Source organism: Photobacterium sp. CCB-ST2H9 (genome assembly GCF_023151555.2).
Taxonomy (GTDB): domain Bacteria; phylum Pseudomonadota; class Gammaproteobacteria; order Enterobacterales; family Vibrionaceae; genus Photobacterium.
In genome coordinates this window covers 41,892-58,081 of the sequence record NZ_CP100426.1, presented here as the reverse complement: position 1 = coordinate 58,081, position 16,190 = coordinate 41,892, and the positions used below count along the sequence as shown (strand labels likewise).

16 protein-coding genes are annotated in these 16,190 nt (G+C 49.2%); 13 read left to right on the top strand and 3 right to left on the bottom strand.

The features are described from left to right. Positions 1–58: 58 nt before the first annotated feature. A complete protein-coding gene (locus tag L4174_RS16815) occupies positions 59–415 on the bottom strand; it encodes a hypothetical protein (protein WP_248142758.1) in 357 nt (118 codons plus the stop codon). Between the two features lie 171 nt (positions 416–586). On the opposite strand from L4174_RS16815, the gene L4174_RS16810 reads away from it, so the two are divergent. From L4174_RS16810 to L4174_RS16795, 4 genes are all read left to right on the top strand, one after another. Then, positions 587–877: a hypothetical protein gene (locus tag L4174_RS16810; protein ID WP_248142759.1), complete on the top strand. Its 291-nt coding sequence runs from the start codon at positions 587–589 to the stop codon at positions 875–877. Between the two features lie 657 nt (positions 878–1,534). Then, the gene (locus L4174_RS16805) at positions 1,535–1,879 is read left to right on the top strand and encodes a hypothetical protein (RefSeq protein ID WP_248142760.1); all 345 of its coding nucleotides are present in this window, start codon (positions 1,535–1,537) and stop codon (positions 1,877–1,879) included. Continuing rightward, positions 1,857–2,327 carry a hypothetical protein gene (locus tag L4174_RS16800; RefSeq protein ID WP_248142761.1) on the top strand — a complete coding sequence of 157 codons (471 nt, stop codon included), beginning with the start codon at positions 1,857–1,859 and terminating at the stop codon, positions 2,325–2,327. The genes L4174_RS16805 and L4174_RS16800 overlap by 23 nt, the downstream gene beginning before the upstream one ends. 508 nt (positions 2,328–2,835) lie before the next feature. Then, complete coding sequence (locus tag L4174_RS16795; protein ID WP_248142762.1) at positions 2,836–3,774, top strand: LysR family transcriptional regulator; 939 nt, start codon at positions 2,836–2,838, stop codon at positions 3,772–3,774. Between the two features lie 5 nt (positions 3,775–3,779). On the opposite strand, the gene L4174_RS16790 is transcribed toward L4174_RS16795, so the two are convergent. Both L4174_RS16790 and agaR read right to left on the bottom strand, forming a co-directional pair. After that, positions 3,780–4,748, bottom strand: coding sequence for an MBL fold metallo-hydrolase (locus tag L4174_RS16790; RefSeq protein ID WP_248142763.1), 969 nt, complete (start codon positions 4,746–4,748; stop codon positions 3,780–3,782). Positions 4,749–5,001: 253 nt separating this feature from the next. After that, a complete protein-coding gene (gene agaR / locus L4174_RS16785; RefSeq protein ID WP_248142764.1) occupies positions 5,002–5,778 on the bottom strand; it encodes a transcriptional repressor AgaR in 777 nt (258 codons plus the stop codon). Between the two features lie 338 nt (positions 5,779–6,116). Between agaR and kbaZ the strand changes: the two genes are divergently transcribed. From kbaZ to L4174_RS16740, 9 genes are all read left to right on the top strand, one after another. Next, positions 6,117–7,409, top strand: a complete 1,293-nt coding sequence (kbaZ, locus tag L4174_RS16780; protein WP_248142765.1) for a tagatose-bisphosphate aldolase subunit KbaZ — start codon at positions 6,117–6,119, stop codon at positions 7,407–7,409. A gap of 13 nt (positions 7,410–7,422) precedes the next feature. Further along, complete coding sequence (locus L4174_RS16775) at positions 7,423–8,595, top strand: SIS domain-containing protein (RefSeq protein WP_248142766.1); 1,173 nt, start codon at positions 7,423–7,425, stop codon at positions 8,593–8,595. Positions 8,596–8,597: 2 nt separating this feature from the next. After that, positions 8,598–9,071, top strand: coding sequence for a PTS N-acetylgalactosamine transporter subunit IIB (agaV, locus tag L4174_RS16770; RefSeq protein WP_248142767.1), 474 nt, complete (start codon positions 8,598–8,600; stop codon positions 9,069–9,071). Positions 9,072–9,104: 33 nt separating this feature from the next. Continuing rightward, positions 9,105–9,875 carry a PTS N-acetylgalactosamine transporter subunit IIC gene (gene agaW, locus L4174_RS16765; protein WP_248142768.1) on the top strand — a complete coding sequence of 257 codons (771 nt, stop codon included), beginning with the start codon at positions 9,105–9,107 and terminating at the stop codon, positions 9,873–9,875. After that, complete coding sequence (gene agaE, locus L4174_RS16760) at positions 9,865–10,722, top strand: PTS N-acetylgalactosamine transporter subunit IID (RefSeq protein WP_248142769.1); 858 nt, start codon at positions 9,865–9,867, stop codon at positions 10,720–10,722. The genes agaW and agaE overlap by 11 nt, the downstream gene beginning before the upstream one ends. Positions 10,723–10,782: 60 nt before the next feature. Then, a complete protein-coding gene (gene agaF / locus L4174_RS16755) occupies positions 10,783–11,217 on the top strand; it encodes a PTS galactosamine/N-acetylgalactosamine transporter subunit IIA (RefSeq protein WP_248142770.1) in 435 nt (144 codons plus the stop codon). A gap of 1 nt (position 11,218) precedes the next feature. Beyond that, positions 11,219–12,391, top strand: coding sequence for an N-acetylglucosamine-6-phosphate deacetylase (nagA, locus tag L4174_RS16750; RefSeq protein WP_248142771.1), 1,173 nt, complete (start codon positions 11,219–11,221; stop codon positions 12,389–12,391). A 69-nt stretch (positions 12,392–12,460) separates the two neighbouring features. Next, positions 12,461–13,315, top strand: coding sequence for a tagatose bisphosphate family class II aldolase (locus L4174_RS16745; RefSeq protein ID WP_248142772.1), 855 nt, complete (start codon positions 12,461–12,463; stop codon positions 13,313–13,315). Positions 13,316–14,171: 856 nt separating this feature from the next. Next, on the top strand, positions 14,172–15,818 hold the full coding sequence (locus tag L4174_RS16740; RefSeq protein ID WP_248142773.1) for a methyl-accepting chemotaxis protein: 1,647 nt from the start codon (positions 14,172–14,174) through the stop codon (positions 15,816–15,818). Positions 15,819–16,190: the final 372 nt, after the last annotated feature.

Sequence of the window (16,190 nt, the reverse complement as noted above, 5' to 3'; positions counted from 1 at the left end):
GCGTGTTTTTTAAGATGTCTGTTTTTAAGATGCCTGTTCTGAGCGAATAGGTCTGCGATCAGTTATCGTAACACCAGCGCGGCGGAAAAGCCTGATTCATCACAAGTGAATCCCCCACCAGTTCAAACTGAAGTTTCGCTTCGTTTTCAGTCAGATGCTCGGTGAGCAAACAAGCCTGAAAAACAGACCAGCGAAAGTCCACGGTCACAGTGACCTTTACACCCTCGATCGCAATGCCTTTGATCATCATCGAGTCAGGCACTATCGTCATGTGGGGACCATCTGTCCAGGCCAGTTCATAAAACAACGGCTGGAACTGCTTCTCTGCCGCCTTCACCGCCGCGTTAATCTGCACATCACGATCCGGCAACTCAATATTCAATGCCAGTACCAGCGATAAAGCGTGCTCACTCATGATATATCCCCGTTTCTTTACTGACAGAGAGCTTACCAAATAAAAGCGACTCAGCGTCTGTCATTATCTCAACGTCCATCTGCCACCGGCCATTTCTTCGTCCGGCATGCACTTTCTCAAAAACAGTGACTACACTCATCTCATCTGTTCTGTCGATTTACAGGTACTTCTATGGATAACAATGAGAAAGAGGCCGGGATTATACAGGCACTGGCTGAACGTATGGAATCCCAGCGTTTACCCAGAGCATTAGCCATGAAAAAGCGGGTCGATGATGGCGAAACCCTCAATGAGCTTGATATTCAGTTTCTCAAAGAAGTCCTGGATGATGCTCAGCGCATCAGGCCTCTTGTGGAACGCCACCCCGAATGGCAAACCCTGGCCGCGGGCATGATCCACCTGTACCAGGAGATCACCAGGAAAGCGCTTGAAAATGAAAACAATCAGAAAGGCAAGGCTTAGCCTAACGTGAACCAGTGCATCGCCGTTCTCTGAATCATGCCGTAAAGAAAAAGCCCTCATCCAGTGAGGGCTTACTGAAGCCATCAGCGCAGATGCGCCCGCCGCTTTTGCTCATTGAGCAGCACAGCCAAAGATACGCTTGGATGGTTTCATTATTGCCTTGTGGCAATATCAGCTGTGATGTACCGGGATTGGCTATCTTCATGATAGCGGCGCGCAAGTAAAATCATCTTTGTTCAGCGCATAAAAAATTTGAGCACACAACACAATTAATTTTTGTGGTGGCGATAGCATTTCATTGTGGTGAATTGTTTTAGTGGAAATTGCATCAGGTTGAAGTGGGCGATATCTAGGTGAGTGGTGATAAGGTCAAGAAGATCTAGCCCAGATGAAAGAACGGTATTCTGGTTACCACATTCTACTTCTGCAGATTTACCTTACTCCAAATCACACAGATGAGCAGTTGTTCAATTGATGCGGACATTACCTGACAATAGCTGAAAAACTGTAAAGTGATCAGCCCGCATGTATGTTCGCTGAAGAACCAAGTAGTTTTAATCATTGAAAATTAACTATTAAATCAGTTGATTTGACTATTTTTTAGTGAAAATGCAATAAAATAGTATGTTAAACTTCCCGCTTTATCAGGGGTATTATATGGCTAGATTAGGTATGTGTGATATCAATAACTTCAAAATTGGCCCGAAAAGTAAGCGGGCTATTTCTGACATTCGTGAAGTTATTGATCAAGGAAATCTATTAGCAGGAGTTCTTGCTGCAACGCCGTTTTATTATATTTTTGGTACACCAAGCGTTACAACCAACCCATTTGAAAAGCTAGTTACTGTAAGAGAGCATGATTGGCATACATTAGCTAAGGCTATGTCAGGAGCAGGAAAAACAACTCGAAACCGAGTTTTTATGATTGCTTATGAACAGGAAATCTTTACCACAGGTGATGAACAGAGGTTTTGGAATTGTGTTTCAGAAGCAGCTAAGTAACTTATTTACCATTATTATTGTGCTTACCAGTTTTACTGGCTGTGCACAGTCTTCTATCAAGAGTACAGAGGCAGCTAAAAGATGGGATGCTCAATATGAGCATTGCACTGATATCGCACGCGCCAATACTGCCGATTTTCCTGAAAATGCATGGTTTGATTCACTAACCCTGGAAGACAAGAAATCGGTCATTGGTTATTTGTACAATTATAACCAAAGAATTTGCACAGCTGAAGAAACCGAACTCCTTCGCTCTGCTATTGCACACGATAAAAATACTGAGTTGAAAAGTGACTACGAAGAGATTTTAACCCCGCTGGATGTGACATTTGCCGAGCGGCTAGAGGGAATAGAAAAGTCTGAAATCTTAAAAATTCAGGCCCAGTATTCGGAACCATTTAGTATTAGACATGTACTTACTCAGCTAGACCTTTATCCAAAGCGCTAGAAAGAATTTACAAGCTGAACTATTCTCGTTCCCCCTGTGCTCTCAACTGATAGCACAGGGGAATATGCATATCCCAGTAACTTCGCGCTTCATCGCATCAAACCATGAGAAAGGAAACTCCGGACTCATGCGCGACATATTTGCTGTATCCCTGAAAGCTCCTGCTCACAACAACAACTGAACCCCAGTAACTCGCTGCCCCAATTACTTTGCCAATGACAAAAGCAACCACAGTTCATGCCCGATTCACGGGGAACACTCTAAATTTATCTCACTGTTCTGAAAGGATTTTTTCAGCGCCCAAAATTCTACCAGATTTTTCGGGTTCTAAAACCCTTCATGGTTTGTTTCTGAGGCATTGAACAACCACCGCATTTCACCTCTTCCCCAGAGCTGTATTCACATCCATCTTTTGCGGTTCAATCGCAGGTAAAAGCTATCGTTTTTCCTTCATAATCAGTACATTCAATAGATTCAATCCAATCATGACGTTATACAAGGAAAGAAGATGCTGCCGGATTTCAGCGATACATTTGCATTTGTCAAAGTGGTACAACAAGGCAGTTTTACTGCGGCGGCAAAGGCGCTGAATGTCCCTAAAGCCCGGGTCAGCCGGAAGGTGAAAGAATTAGAAGAACGTCTCGGTACACAACTGCTGAAACGCACAACGCGCAAGCTCGGCTTAACAGAAGCCGGAAAGCTATACTTTGAACACTGCGCACACCTCGCCAAAGGGCTGGTGGCTGCTGAAGAGGCCGTGGCGCTGATGCAATCGGCCCCCAAAGGGTGGCTTCGGGTGACAGCAACTTACTGGCTCAGCCATCATGTGCTATCGCCGATTATCAGTGAATTTCAGCAGCACTACCCGGACATTCAGGTGGAAGTGGTGATGAGCCACGACATCAAAGATCTGGTGGCCGATGATCTGGATATCGCCTTTCGCATCTGGCGCGGTGCACTTCCGGATTCTCAACTCATTGCCCGGAAATGCTGCCCTTTACCCATGCATCTTTATGCGAGTCCCGGTTATCTCGAACAGGCTGGTGAACCTGCACATCCGGAAGATCTGATACGGCATCGCGCGCTGGCAACCAGCCTGATGAAATCCGCTGATGGCTTTGCATGGCCACTGACCAATGGTGACACAACGTATGCGGCGCCAATTCAGCCGCACCTGGTTGCGTCTGACCCAGAATTACTCGTCCATCATTTGACGTCCGGTCAGGGAATCGGTCTGTTTTCTGCGATGCGCATGCAACCATTCATCCAAAGCGGGCAGATTCAGCGTGTATTGCCCGACTGGACCGGCCCGGACTTTTCTCTGTATGCTTTGCTGCCCCATACCCGCATGCTGCCGCCCAAAGTCAGACTATTTTTGGATTTCCTGATCGCACGACTTCCGGATGCGATGAGCAAGGATACCCAAGTATCACTTGCTCACAGTTGATCGGTTTAGTCCCGGTTTTTATAAGCGGCTGGTACCCACTCATACCCTTCAGATGCAGTTCTTAAGTAGCCTACCCCCGGGAAATTTAAGTGCGAGGCAGCAATCAGCTGACGTGTTTTCGCCAGTTGCGCAAAGTGCTTTTGTCGTTGTGCTCTGGCCTGATTCTGATCAACATCGAAATGAATCGTGACTGCCGGTTTGGGAAGCTGTACAGCCCCGACGTGAATCATATCGCCAATAAACACGATGCTTTCACCACCGCTGGTAAATCGATACAAGCTGTGACCAGGTGTATGACCGGCCGTCGACACCGCTTCCATACCGTTAAACAATACGGAATCTCCCAAGAAAGGCCGGACTTTGCCCTGCGAATCATACAGCCCGACAGTCTTCTGGCTTCGCTCAAGATCAATTTTTTCCAGACCTTTGCTGAGATTGGCCGGGTTCAGAAACCGATCCATATCCGACTGACTGACATGCACTGTAGCATTCTGAAATACTCTGTGCCCCTTGGCAGATAAGCCGCCCGCATGATCAAGATGAAGATGCGTAATCAAAATATCCGTCACCTGATCCGGGGTATATCCGGCAAGGGCAAGGCTGTCGGTCAACCGGCCGCCAAATTCACCCATCAGCTCACCGGCACCGGTGTCAATCAGCACAACCCGGTCATCTGTCAGGACCAAATAGGCATTGATTGAAGTTTCATGCGGGTTTGTGCGAAATGCATATGCCAGCCGGGAGTTGATTTCCGCTTCAGAAGCACCATTCAGCAATTGGTGCACATCCAATGGCAAACTGCCATCGCTGAGCGCAATCACTTGTGCGTCACCAACCTGATAACGGGCAATGCTGCCTTTGGTTGCCTGAATCCGTACTGAAGTTTCAGCAGCGACCGCTTGGGGTGCAATTACGGCTCCGCCACCGAAAAGAGCCAGTGTGGTGAATAATGTAAGACCCTTGATGTTTTTCATTTGCTTCTCCGTGTTTATCAATCAAAACCTGTGAGAAATAAGGTATGACAGAACAAACCGCATGATTAGTCCTGAAAAATCAAAAGGATTGTTACCGCGAATGAGACAATCAAAACAATCCCCCGTAACTTCCGTAGCTCAGGGGGACAGGATAAATATATATCATCGTTCTGAATGCAGTGTCTCCGGCTCTGCATTTCACCGGGTTATTCAGCATTGAAAACCAATTTCAATGACTTGCAGTCAGCAGTTTTCAGGCATCCACCAGAACCACCTCGATTCCGGCTTTACGCAACCCGTCGAGGTAACGCTCTGGAATCGCTTTATCGGTGATGACTTTGTGTACTTTTCCGGGTTCAAGAATTTTGTGCAGGCTGATACAACCAAATTTACTGGCATCCGTCACAACAATAATTTCATCGGCAACTTCGCACATCCGGCGATTCAGCCGGGCTTCGTTTTCATTGTGAGTTGTAATGCCTTTATTCAGGTCAAACCCATCCACCGCGAGAAACAACTTGTTGAAATGGTAGTTATCCAGCGCATGCTCAGCCTGGCTGCCATAAAAAGACATAGATTTACGGCGTAAATGCCCGCCCAGCACAATCACTTCCACGCCCTCTGCATCCACCAGCGTATTCGCAACATTCAGGCCATTAGTCAGGGCGATAACTTTGTCATGATGTATCAGATGGGCAGCGATACAGTTCGTTGTAGTTCCGGAATCGAGAATAATCGTATCCCCATCATTCACCATCGCAGCGGCTGCCTGACCAATCAGATCTTTGACACTGCGATAGAGCTGCCTTTTGTCTTCAATTGAATGTTCTGGTAACGGAGCTTCACTTTCATTCAGGAAAGCGCCGCCGTAAGAGCGGGTTGCCATTCCCTGTTTTTCCAGAAAGGCAAGATCATTGCGAATCGTAACGGTTGACACATTGAACTGTTCAGCAAGCTCAGCAACCTGGACACTTCCTTGCTTCCTGAGCATACCCAAAGTCTGTTCACGCCTTTCGCTCGTGCTTTTCATGGTGATGGTCTTCTCGACTAGTTCAAGTATTGCGCTTGAGTATACGGCTTCAGTGGTTAAAAAGAAAGCATTGCACCTTTTGTTTTCTTTCGTTTCCTTTTCATTAAGTCTATCAGGTATGCAGCATGCAAAGTTAAAACGCACGAACAATCGAAACAAAAGTAAAGAAAAGCTATTTCCATTCCTTTCTCATTCTGTTTCATGTTGAATTTGCGTGAGATCATAATTTCATTTTCTTTTTATTTTCTTTCGTTTTGTTTGGGGGTAGGTTATTACGAAACGAATCGAAAGATTCATTGATACATCAATTTCAATCAATCTCGTGATGGAGCGGGCTCATGGATATTTTGCTGGATCTGATTAAAAAGCATAAGCGTGGTGAAGCCGTCGGTATCTATTCCGTTTGTTCGGCGCACCCGTTTGTCATCGAAGCGGCTATTCGTCAGGCCCTGAAAGACAACTCCGTATTGCTGATTGAAGCAACGTCCAACCAGGTCGATCAAACGGGCGGCTATACCGGCATGACACCTGAAGACTTTCAAGAGTTTGTTTTTTCGATCGCCCAAAGGCTCAATTTCCCCAGGCACCAACTGATCTTAGGGGGGGATCATCTCGGACCAAACCGCTGGCAGAAAGAAGATAGCAGCAGCGCCATGATCAAAGCAGAAGCGCAGATAGCAGCATACGTCGCAGCAGGATTTAAAAAAATCCACCTTGATTGCAGTATGTCCTGCGCAGATGATCCGGTGCCACTCACTGATGAGACGGTTGCTGCCAGAGCCGCCCGGCTGGCAGTCATCGCAGAACAAACCTGTATCGCTACCTTCGGCCACAGCGACCTCGTTTACGTCATTGGCACCGAAGTTCCTGTGCCCGGCGGAGCTCATGAAACACTGGATGAGCTGGCAGTCACAACCCCCGAAGCTGCCCGGCGGACCATTCAGGCACATTGGGAAGCTTTTGCCAACGTCGGATTATCTCATGTTCAGTCCAGGGTGATTGGTCTGGTCGTACAGCCCGGCGTCGAATTCGACCACGTAGGCGTGATCGACTATCAGCCAGAGAAAGCAGCGCCCCTCAGTCACATGGTTGAACAATACGACCATTTAATTTTTGAAGCACATTCAACGGATTACCAGACTGAACACGCTTACCGCCAGTTAGTGCGTGATCACTTCGCCATTCTCAAAGTCGGTCCGGCACTGACCTTCGCTCTGCGTGAAGCCTTGTTTGCTCTGGCCTGTGTTGAAGAAGAGCTGGTTGCGGCACGCCATTGCTCTGGCTTGCGTCAGGTTCTGGAACAGGCAATGCATGCTCAACCGGAATACTGGCAGGGTTACTACCAGGGTGATGCCGCCATTCAGCGCCTGGCGCGCAGCTACAGCTATTCCGATCGGATCCGTTATTACTGGCCGGATGAAAAAGTCGGCGAAGGTTTGGACAAATTACTCAGCAATCTCAACGAAATGCCGATACCGCTGCCCCTGCTGAGTCAGTATTTCCCGGTCCAGTATCAACGCATTCGTGAAGGACATCTGACAAATCAGGCGCGCGAGCTGATCCTCGACAAAATTATGCAGGTCACTGAGGTCTACGCCGCAGCCTGTTCTCCCCAACAGTATGCTGCTTAAAGAGAAGAGAACGATGTATCTAGGTCATTCAATACAAGCACTACAAGCCGCTGGTGGTGAAGCAACCGCGCGCGAAATCAGCCAACAGCCTCAAAGCTGGCAAAAAACGCTGGCCAGCGTCAGCGAGCAGCGGGAGCAGATCAATGTGTTTCTGACCCCTTTGCTGAGTCAGCCCGATCTGCGTATCATCATGACAGGGGCCGGTACCTCAGCTTTTGCCGGTCGCGCTCTGGCCCCTTATCTGTCAGGTCAGACCCGCCGCCGTTTTGAAGCCATTGCAACCACCGACATCGTAACGGATCCCAATGAGTATTTTGCAGAACCCTGTCCGACTCTGCTGGTATCTTTTGCTCGCTCGGGTTGCAGCCCGGAGAGCGTGGCTGCAGTCGAGCTGGCCAGTCAGTTACTCCCCCACTGCTTTCACTTGGTGATTACCTGTAATCAGGAAGGCGCTCTGTATCAGCGCAGCCTGACCGATGACCACACGCTGGCGCTTCTGATGCCAGAGGAAACCAATGACCGCAGTTTTGCGATGACCAGCAGCCTGACCAACATGATGCTGGCTTCACTGGCGGTGTTTCATCCGGATCAGTTCACTCCCGAATCCTTTGCGCCTGTGGCTGATGTTTGCGATCGCATGCTGACGGAGCAATTGGACTTTATCTGCGGGCTGGCCGATGACCCTTGCCAGCGTGTGATTTATCTGGGCAGCGGGAGTTTACAGGGTATCGCTCAGGAATCTGCTTTGAAATTGCTGGAACTGACGGCAGGAAAGCTTCTGGTCAGTTTCGATTCCCCCGTCGGTTTTCGCCACGGGCCAAAATCGGTCATCGACGATTCCAGTCTGGTGATGGTGTTCATCTCCAATGACCCGTACACCCGCCGCTACGATATAGATTTGCTCACAGAATTGCGTAACGACGGACAGGCGCGTCGGGTCATCGCCATCGCCGACCAGCCCGACCCTGTGATCAGCCAGGGTGAACACCTGTTTCTCCCCGCCACACTCCATGCGAATGATGCAGCCCTGTGCTTTCCCTATCTGCTGGTGGCTCAAATCTATGCATTCAGCCGCGCGGTCAACATGACGATAAGCCCGGACAACCCGTGTCCGAGCGGTGAAGTGAACCGTGTGGTTCAGGGAGTCACTATCTATCCATATCAAAACTCATTTAGAAGGAACTAAAGATGCCAAATATTGTGTTGAGCCGAATTGATGAGCGCCTGGTACACGGTCAGGTCGGTGTGCAATGGGCCGGATTTACCGACGCCAACCTGATCATTGTTGCGAATGATGATGTTGCCGGGAATGAACTCCAGCAAAGTCTCATGGAGATGGTCATTGCAGACGGAATCGGCATCCGCTTTTGGACGCTGCAAAAAGTGATCGACACCATTCACAAAGCAGCTGACCGGCAAAAGATTCTGATTGTGGCGAAAAATCCAACCGACTTTCTCACATTGGTCGAAGGCGGCGTACCTATCAGCCAATTGAATGTTGGCAATATGCACTTCATCGAGGGAAAGAATCAGATCCACAAAACGGTCTCCGTCGATGACAAAGACATTCAAAGCTTTTACGCACTGAAAAACCTCGGGGTGACCTGCACAGTACAGGGGGTTCCGACAGAGCCAGCCACTGACATTTTCACCCTGCTTTAGCAAGACCCTGCAGAAATAAAAAGGAACTGAAAGATGGAAATAGGATTGATACAAGCGTTGATGCTGGGGATCCTGGCATTTTTCGCCGGACTGGATCTCTTCAATGGGTTAACCCATTTTCACCGGCCTGTGGTCCTGGGGCCGCTGGTAGGCCTGATTCTCGGAGATCTGCAAACCGGTATTCTGGTGGGCGGTACCCTTGAACTGGTCTGGATGGGACTGGCTCCGCTGGCTGGTGCTCAGCCACCAAACGTCATCATCGGCACCATTGTTGGTGCGGCATTTGCCATCTCCTCTGGTGTGGAAGCCGAAGTGGCTGTCGGAGTCGCAGTGCCATTTGCGGTTGCGGTGCAAATGGGAATCACCTTCCTGTTCTCAGCCATGTCACCAGTGATGTCCAAATGCGACCAAATGGCCGAGAACGCAGATACGCAGGGCATCGAAAGGGTGAACTACTTTGCACTGGCCGTGCTGGGAACCTTTTACTTCCTGTGGGCATTTCTGCCTATCTATTTAGGCGCAGAACACGCCAAGGTTGCTGTTGAAGCCCTGCCGAAAACTCTGATTGATGGCTTAGGGGTTGCTGGGGGCATCATGCCAGCCATCGGTTTTGCGGTTCTGATGAAAATCATGATGAAAAATGCCTACATTCCTTACTTCATTCTTGGATTTGTCGGCGCAGCCTGGCTTGAACTGCCGGTTCTGGCGATTGCCGCTGCGGCACTGGCGATGGCACTGATTGATTTTATGCGTAAAAGCGAGCCTGCACAGGGACAACAAGAGGAACTGGAAGATGGGATCTAATAAGAATATTGACCTGAACCAAGTACAGGAAGCTGCGGCAGATGAATATCAGGACAAAACCATCGGTGCTGAACTGACGAAATCTGACATTAACAAAATGGCATGGCGTTCACTGCTCTTGCAGGCATCTTTTAACTTTGAACGCATGCAAGCCTCCGGCTGGCTCTACGGTTTGCTTCCGGGACTGAAAAAGATCCACACCAATAAAGTCGATCTGGCCAAATCGATGAAAGGCCACATGGGATTTTTCAATACTCACCCATTTCTGGTGACTTTTGTCATGGGAATTGTGCTGGCGATGGAGCGTTCCAAGCAGAACGTCAGCAGTATCCAGAACACCAAAATTGCCGTTGGTGCACCGCTGGGCGGGATCGGAGATGCCATGTTCTGGCTCACTCTGCTGCCTATCTGCGGTGGGATTGGTGCCGACCTCGCCCTGCAAGGATCAATATTGGGCGCAGTGGTCTTCTTCCTGCTGTTTAACATCGTCCACTTCGGCCTGAGATTCGGCTTGGCGCATTATGCCTATCGCATGGGGGTTGCTGCAATTCCGCTGATTAAAGCCAACACCAAAAAAGTCAGCCACGCCGCATCCATCGTGGGGATGACCGTAATTGGTGCGCTGGTCGCAACTTATGTCCGTCTGGGCACCACGCTTGAAATTACTGCCGGTGATGCGGTGGTTAAGGTTCAGGAAGGCGTGATTGACAAGCTGATGCCAGCATTCCTGCCACTGATGTACACCCTGGCAATGTACGCACTGGTGAAACGCGGCTGGAGTCCGATCCGTCTGATCATCATCACTGTCGTCCTGGGTATTACCGGAAAATTTGCCGGATTTCTGTAAACCCGAGTAAAAACAGGGCCGCCTGAGCGGCCCATCCCTTTGCAACGGAGAGAAGTCGTTATGTTAGGTGTGATTATGAGTGGCCACGGGGCATTTGCCAGCGGTATGGAAGCCGCCATGCTGCAGGTTTTAGGCGAACAGGAGCAAGTGATCGCTATCGATTTTCCGCCAGAGTCCACCACCCAATTACTGGAACAACAATTTAAAGCGGCACTGGAGCAGGTGGATACCGGTGACGGCATTGTGTTTATCACTGATCTGCTGGGTGGCAGTCCTTTTCGGGTCGCATCCACACTAGTCATGGCGCGAAACGATGCTGAAGTCGTTACAGGCGCGAACCTACAGATGATCCTCGAAATGATGTTGGAACGGGATGAACTTACTCCGGCAGAATTCAGAGTTCAGGCACTGGAATGCGGCCATCGCGGCATGACCAGTCTGGCAGATGAGCTGGCGAACAGGTCTCGCGCCGAATGTCCCAATGAGGGCATTTAAGATGATAACCGCACAGCCAATCCGCGCACGCCGCCTGCTGACTGAGTCAGGCTGGCTGGAACATACCGCGGTTTATGTTGCACAAGGCCGAATTACAGCGATCGAGCCAATCGCTTCAGCGGAAGATTCTATTGAATGGGATGCGGAAATCCTGATCCCCGCCCTGATCGACACTCACGTTCATGGCGGTTCCGGCGTGGATGTGATGGATGCCAGCCACGAAGCACTGGACACGCTTTCACAGTATCTGGCCAGTCAGGGGGTCGGCGCTTTTCTGGCAACGACAATCACAGCCCCCATGACAGACATTGAAGCAGCACTTCGTCAGGTTGTACGGTCTCAGGCACAAGGTGTTGGTGGTGCCGAATTACTGGGCAGTTATCTGGAAGGGCCATATTTCACCCCCGAAAACAAAGGGGCACATCCGGAATCACTGTTCCGTGATCCAACACCGGATGAATTAAATCACCTGATTACCCTGAGCAAAGGCAGTTTAAGAGTGGTTGCACTGGCTCCGGAAAATCCTGGTGCACTGTCAGCGATTCGTTACCTGAAAGCCAGAGGTATCAACGTGATGCTTGGCCATACAAATGCAGATTACGACACCACCCGCGCGGCACTCGATGCCGGTGCCGATGGTCTGGTGCACTGCTTCAACGGTATGAAAGGAGTGCATCACCGCGAGCCCGGAACTGCCGGAGCCGGGCTGAGCCATGACACAGCAGCCATCGAACTGATCGCCGACGGCCACCATGTACACCCGGCCGTGATGAACATTTGCTGCCGATGCGCCCCGGATCGCCTGGTGTTAATCAGTGACGCCATGCGCGCTGCAGGTATGCCGGACGGAAAATATCAACTGGGCGAGATGCAAGTCACCATGGAGAACGGGGTGGTCCGGACTGCCGCTGGTGGTCTGGCCGGCAGTACCTTATCACTTATCGGAGCCATCAAAACCATGGTGAATGAAGTGGGGCAACCTCTGGAAAAAGCCATCGAAATGGCTTCCCTGATTCCGGCCCGTCTGCTGGGCATCGACAAACGTCTCGGCAGTATCGCAACCGGCAAATCTGCCAGTTTTGTCGCCCTGAGCAGTGACTATCAGGTGATGTCAACCTGGGTCAATGGCCGTCAGGTCTGGACGGCATCGCCGCAATCAACGCGCACTCAATAAATGTAATTTCAACTGGTCTTTCTTTTTCAAATCACGCGGTAGTCAGCCCTGCCGCAAGGAGCTTGCTTTATGTACCTGATTTCTTCTCATGAAATGCTGCAAGATGCCCAACGCCATGGCTACGCTGTGCCCGCATTTAATATCCATAACCTGGAAACCGTTCAGGTGGTCGTCGAAACCGCAGCCCAATTTCGCTCGCCTGTCATTCTGGCAGGAACCCCCGGTACATATAAACATGCCGGAGTGGAGTACCTGATCTCTATCTGCAAGTCTGCTGCGAAAAAGCATCGGCTGCCCTTGGTGATGCATCTGGATCATCACGAAGATAACGCAGATATCCGCACCAAAGTTGAGGCAGGAATCCGCTCTGCCATGATTGATGCCTCACACTACCCGTTCGAAGAAAATATTGCACGAGTGAAATCCGTGGTGGATTTCTGCCACAAACTTGGCGTGAGTGTAGAAGCAGAACTGGGACTCTTGGGCGGCCAGGAAGACGACTTGATTATTGATGAAGCCGACGCTCAACTCACCGATCCTACCTCTGCAAGAGAATTTGCAATACGCACAGGGATCGACTCTCTGGCCGTCGCGATTGGTACGGCCCACGGCTTATACAAATCTGAGCCAAAACTGGATTTTGCTCGTCTGGCTGCCATCCGGGAATGTGTCGATATTCCGCTGGTGTTGCATGGCGCATCCGGCATCCCCGATTCCGATGTCCGGAAATGTATCGAATTAGGGGTTTGTAAAGTTAATGTGGCGACAGAACTGAAAATTGCCTTCTCTGACGCGATGAAGCAATACCTGAACCAGCATCCGGATGCTAACGATCCGCGACAGTATCTCGTCCCGGGTATGGATGCAATGCGGGCCATCGTAGAAGACAAAATTCGAGTCTGCGGCAGCGCAAACAGAATTTAAACTTTAGTGTTGATGAGGTTTTGCCGAGTCGTCATCGCATTAGGATGCGGCTGTTGTCCGATTCCGGGCTTTGCCGGGATAACCTAGCCCCCAGCTGTCCACTCTGCTGGAGACCCCGACATCGCAATTGTTGTCAGCACGTTCTTTGCCGTCCTGAGAAGGACGGCTTTTTTGTATCGGAATGTTGAATGCTGCCGCAAGGTGGGCCCTGTCGTCCAATGTCTGTTGAATTATAAGACATTCAACGCGAATGCGTCTCTCAGGTTGGAAGCAACCACAAGGGAAAGTTGTATGCACACACCGTGTTTGGCGTCTCGGATACACCAGTGAAAAACAGGCATTCATTGGTAAGTAAACAGTCGATACAAACATTCCTGTCGGGCTCAACTTTTTCATCCCTGACAGACGCAGTCGCGAATCTGAGTACAAGTCATCTCTGGGACAAGCCAAACCGGCACACATCTTAATTTGTTATCTTCAGCCAACTTTTCATTATTTTTAAATAAAAAATAATCTATCCCCGAGTAATAAAACATTTGGAGCATATCAAGTGAAATGAAGAAATGATAAAAATATTAAATCATTCATTGGCAACACGGCATGTTTTACTTATTTGTAACAATCAACTGATCTTTTAAAACAATTCCAGATAATTAAAATATAAAGAATGATAAATACTATCATCAGATTTACTCATACAGGACAAAGCAGACGCATCATCTAAACAGGAAAATGTTTTACTTCGCCGGGCTGGGAAGGATGAGGGTATAACAACCAGCTCAAAAGGTATGCTTATTCATTGAACATTCAATACTGATGATTGCAGCGGCCCCATAAATATTAAAAAGAGAAAGTTATGTTTATCAACACATTAACATTAAGAACCAAATTAATTCTGTCGGTATTACTCCCTTGCATCATTTTATTGCTTGTAGGTATTTTAAGTCACCTGAGTATGTCTCAGATTGGTGAACGTTCAGAACGCCTATATTTGAACACTGCCACGCCTATGCGAGCCATGGCAGAAGCCGCCTCACGAATCCCTCGCATGCGGGTAGGCATCGACATGATGCTGTTCCAGGAAATTGACGGTTTAAAGGATCAGAAAGGTGTTCTCAAGCGCATTAAAGAAACCCGTGATGAAGATATCCCGGAGATGCGTGCCGCGATGGAACAGTCCGTTGCTGCACAGGTGAAACCGGAACTGAAAAAAGCTGCGGAATCGCTGCAACGAAACTTCGAAACCATGATTCAGACGGAATTAAACCCGATGCTGAATGCGCTCGAAGTTGGAAATACATCAGAAGCTTATCGCTATTACCGTAAATATGCCGTTTCTTACGGCGTGATGCGCAAACAGGCACATGAAATTCTGGATACGCTGCTTGTTCAGGCTCAAAACTTAAATGAAGAAGCACAGCAAAGTTTTGAAGATGGACAACGCAATCTGGTTTTATTAATTATTATTGCGCTCACGATCTCATTTTTCATTTCTTTCGTCATCATTCAGAATCTGAGAACCCGAGTATCGACTTTGCAGAAGACGATTCAAACGGCAGAAAAGAATATGTCGCTCAATACTCGTATTGATCTCGGCGGCAAAGATGAATTAACGGCGATCAGCGATACACTGAATAACTTCTTTGCCAAGATTCATCATTCTGTTGAAGAAGTCGCGCAGAGCTCCCGAAACCTGGCACTGACAGCTCAGTCCGTTGCCACCACGGCACAAACCACTCAGAACAACTGCGTGACACAACGTGACAGAACCATTCAGGTTGCAACCGCCATCAACGAACTTGGCGCAACTGTGAATGAAATTGCGAATAACGCTGCGCAAGCTGCACATATTGCAAAAGAAGCCACTACACAGGCTCAGGATGGTACCAATGTTGTCGAGCATGCCAGAGAAAAAATGCATGAGCTCAGCAATGATTTGGGTGACACAACCGGTGTAATTGAAGCGCTGGCGAGACAGGTGACAGATATCAGTGTCATTCTGGATACCATCCGCAGCATCTCAGAACAGACCAACCTGCTGGCTCTGAATGCTGCCATTGAAGCGGCTCGTGCCGGTGAACAGGGTCGTGGTTTTGCTGTTGTTGCCGATGAGGTCAGAAATCTGGCATCTCGTTCAGCAAACTCGACAGAAGAAATTCAGGATGTTATCAACCGCCTGCAAAGCGAATCAACCAAAGCGGTTGACGCTATCTCTCAGGGACGAGAACAGGGTGCGACCGTCGCTGACAAAGCCAACCTTGCAACCGAGTCTCTGATTCAGATTGTGTCGTATATTGACCAGATCAGCTCTCAGAACATTCAGGTCGCTACTGCGACTGAAGAGCAGTCATCTGTCGTGCAGGAAATCAACCGCAATATTGAAGATATCAACCATTTAACTGCTGAAACGGCTGATATCGCGAACCAGCTCAATGTTTCCAGTGATCAGTTACAAGAACTCTCTGATCAGATGGATAAGCTGGTAAGACGATTCAAACTTTAATGCCTCTAGATACAGCTTGCAGCACGTGAGCAGATGATCACGTGCTCTCTGACAAAAAAGCCCCGGCCAGCAAGCCGGGGCTTTTTTATTTGTCAACAGAACACAGCCGCGAATTTTCCAGCCGGAGGGCAGATATCATTCTCTGTCTCAGCAAAAAGCTCCAGAAATTCGGCTGAAGCATCCTATGTTCGCCGAGCGGGCAAAACTCGATAGTCCGGCAATCCGGCCCGCGACCAAAGTGCGCAGCGCTTTTCAGCAAACGTCAGATACAAAAAACCCGACGCTTTCGCATCGGGTTTCGTGTGTTGGCGGAGCGGACGCGACTCGATGGTCCGGCAATCCGGCCCGCGACCAAAATGCGCAGCACTTTTC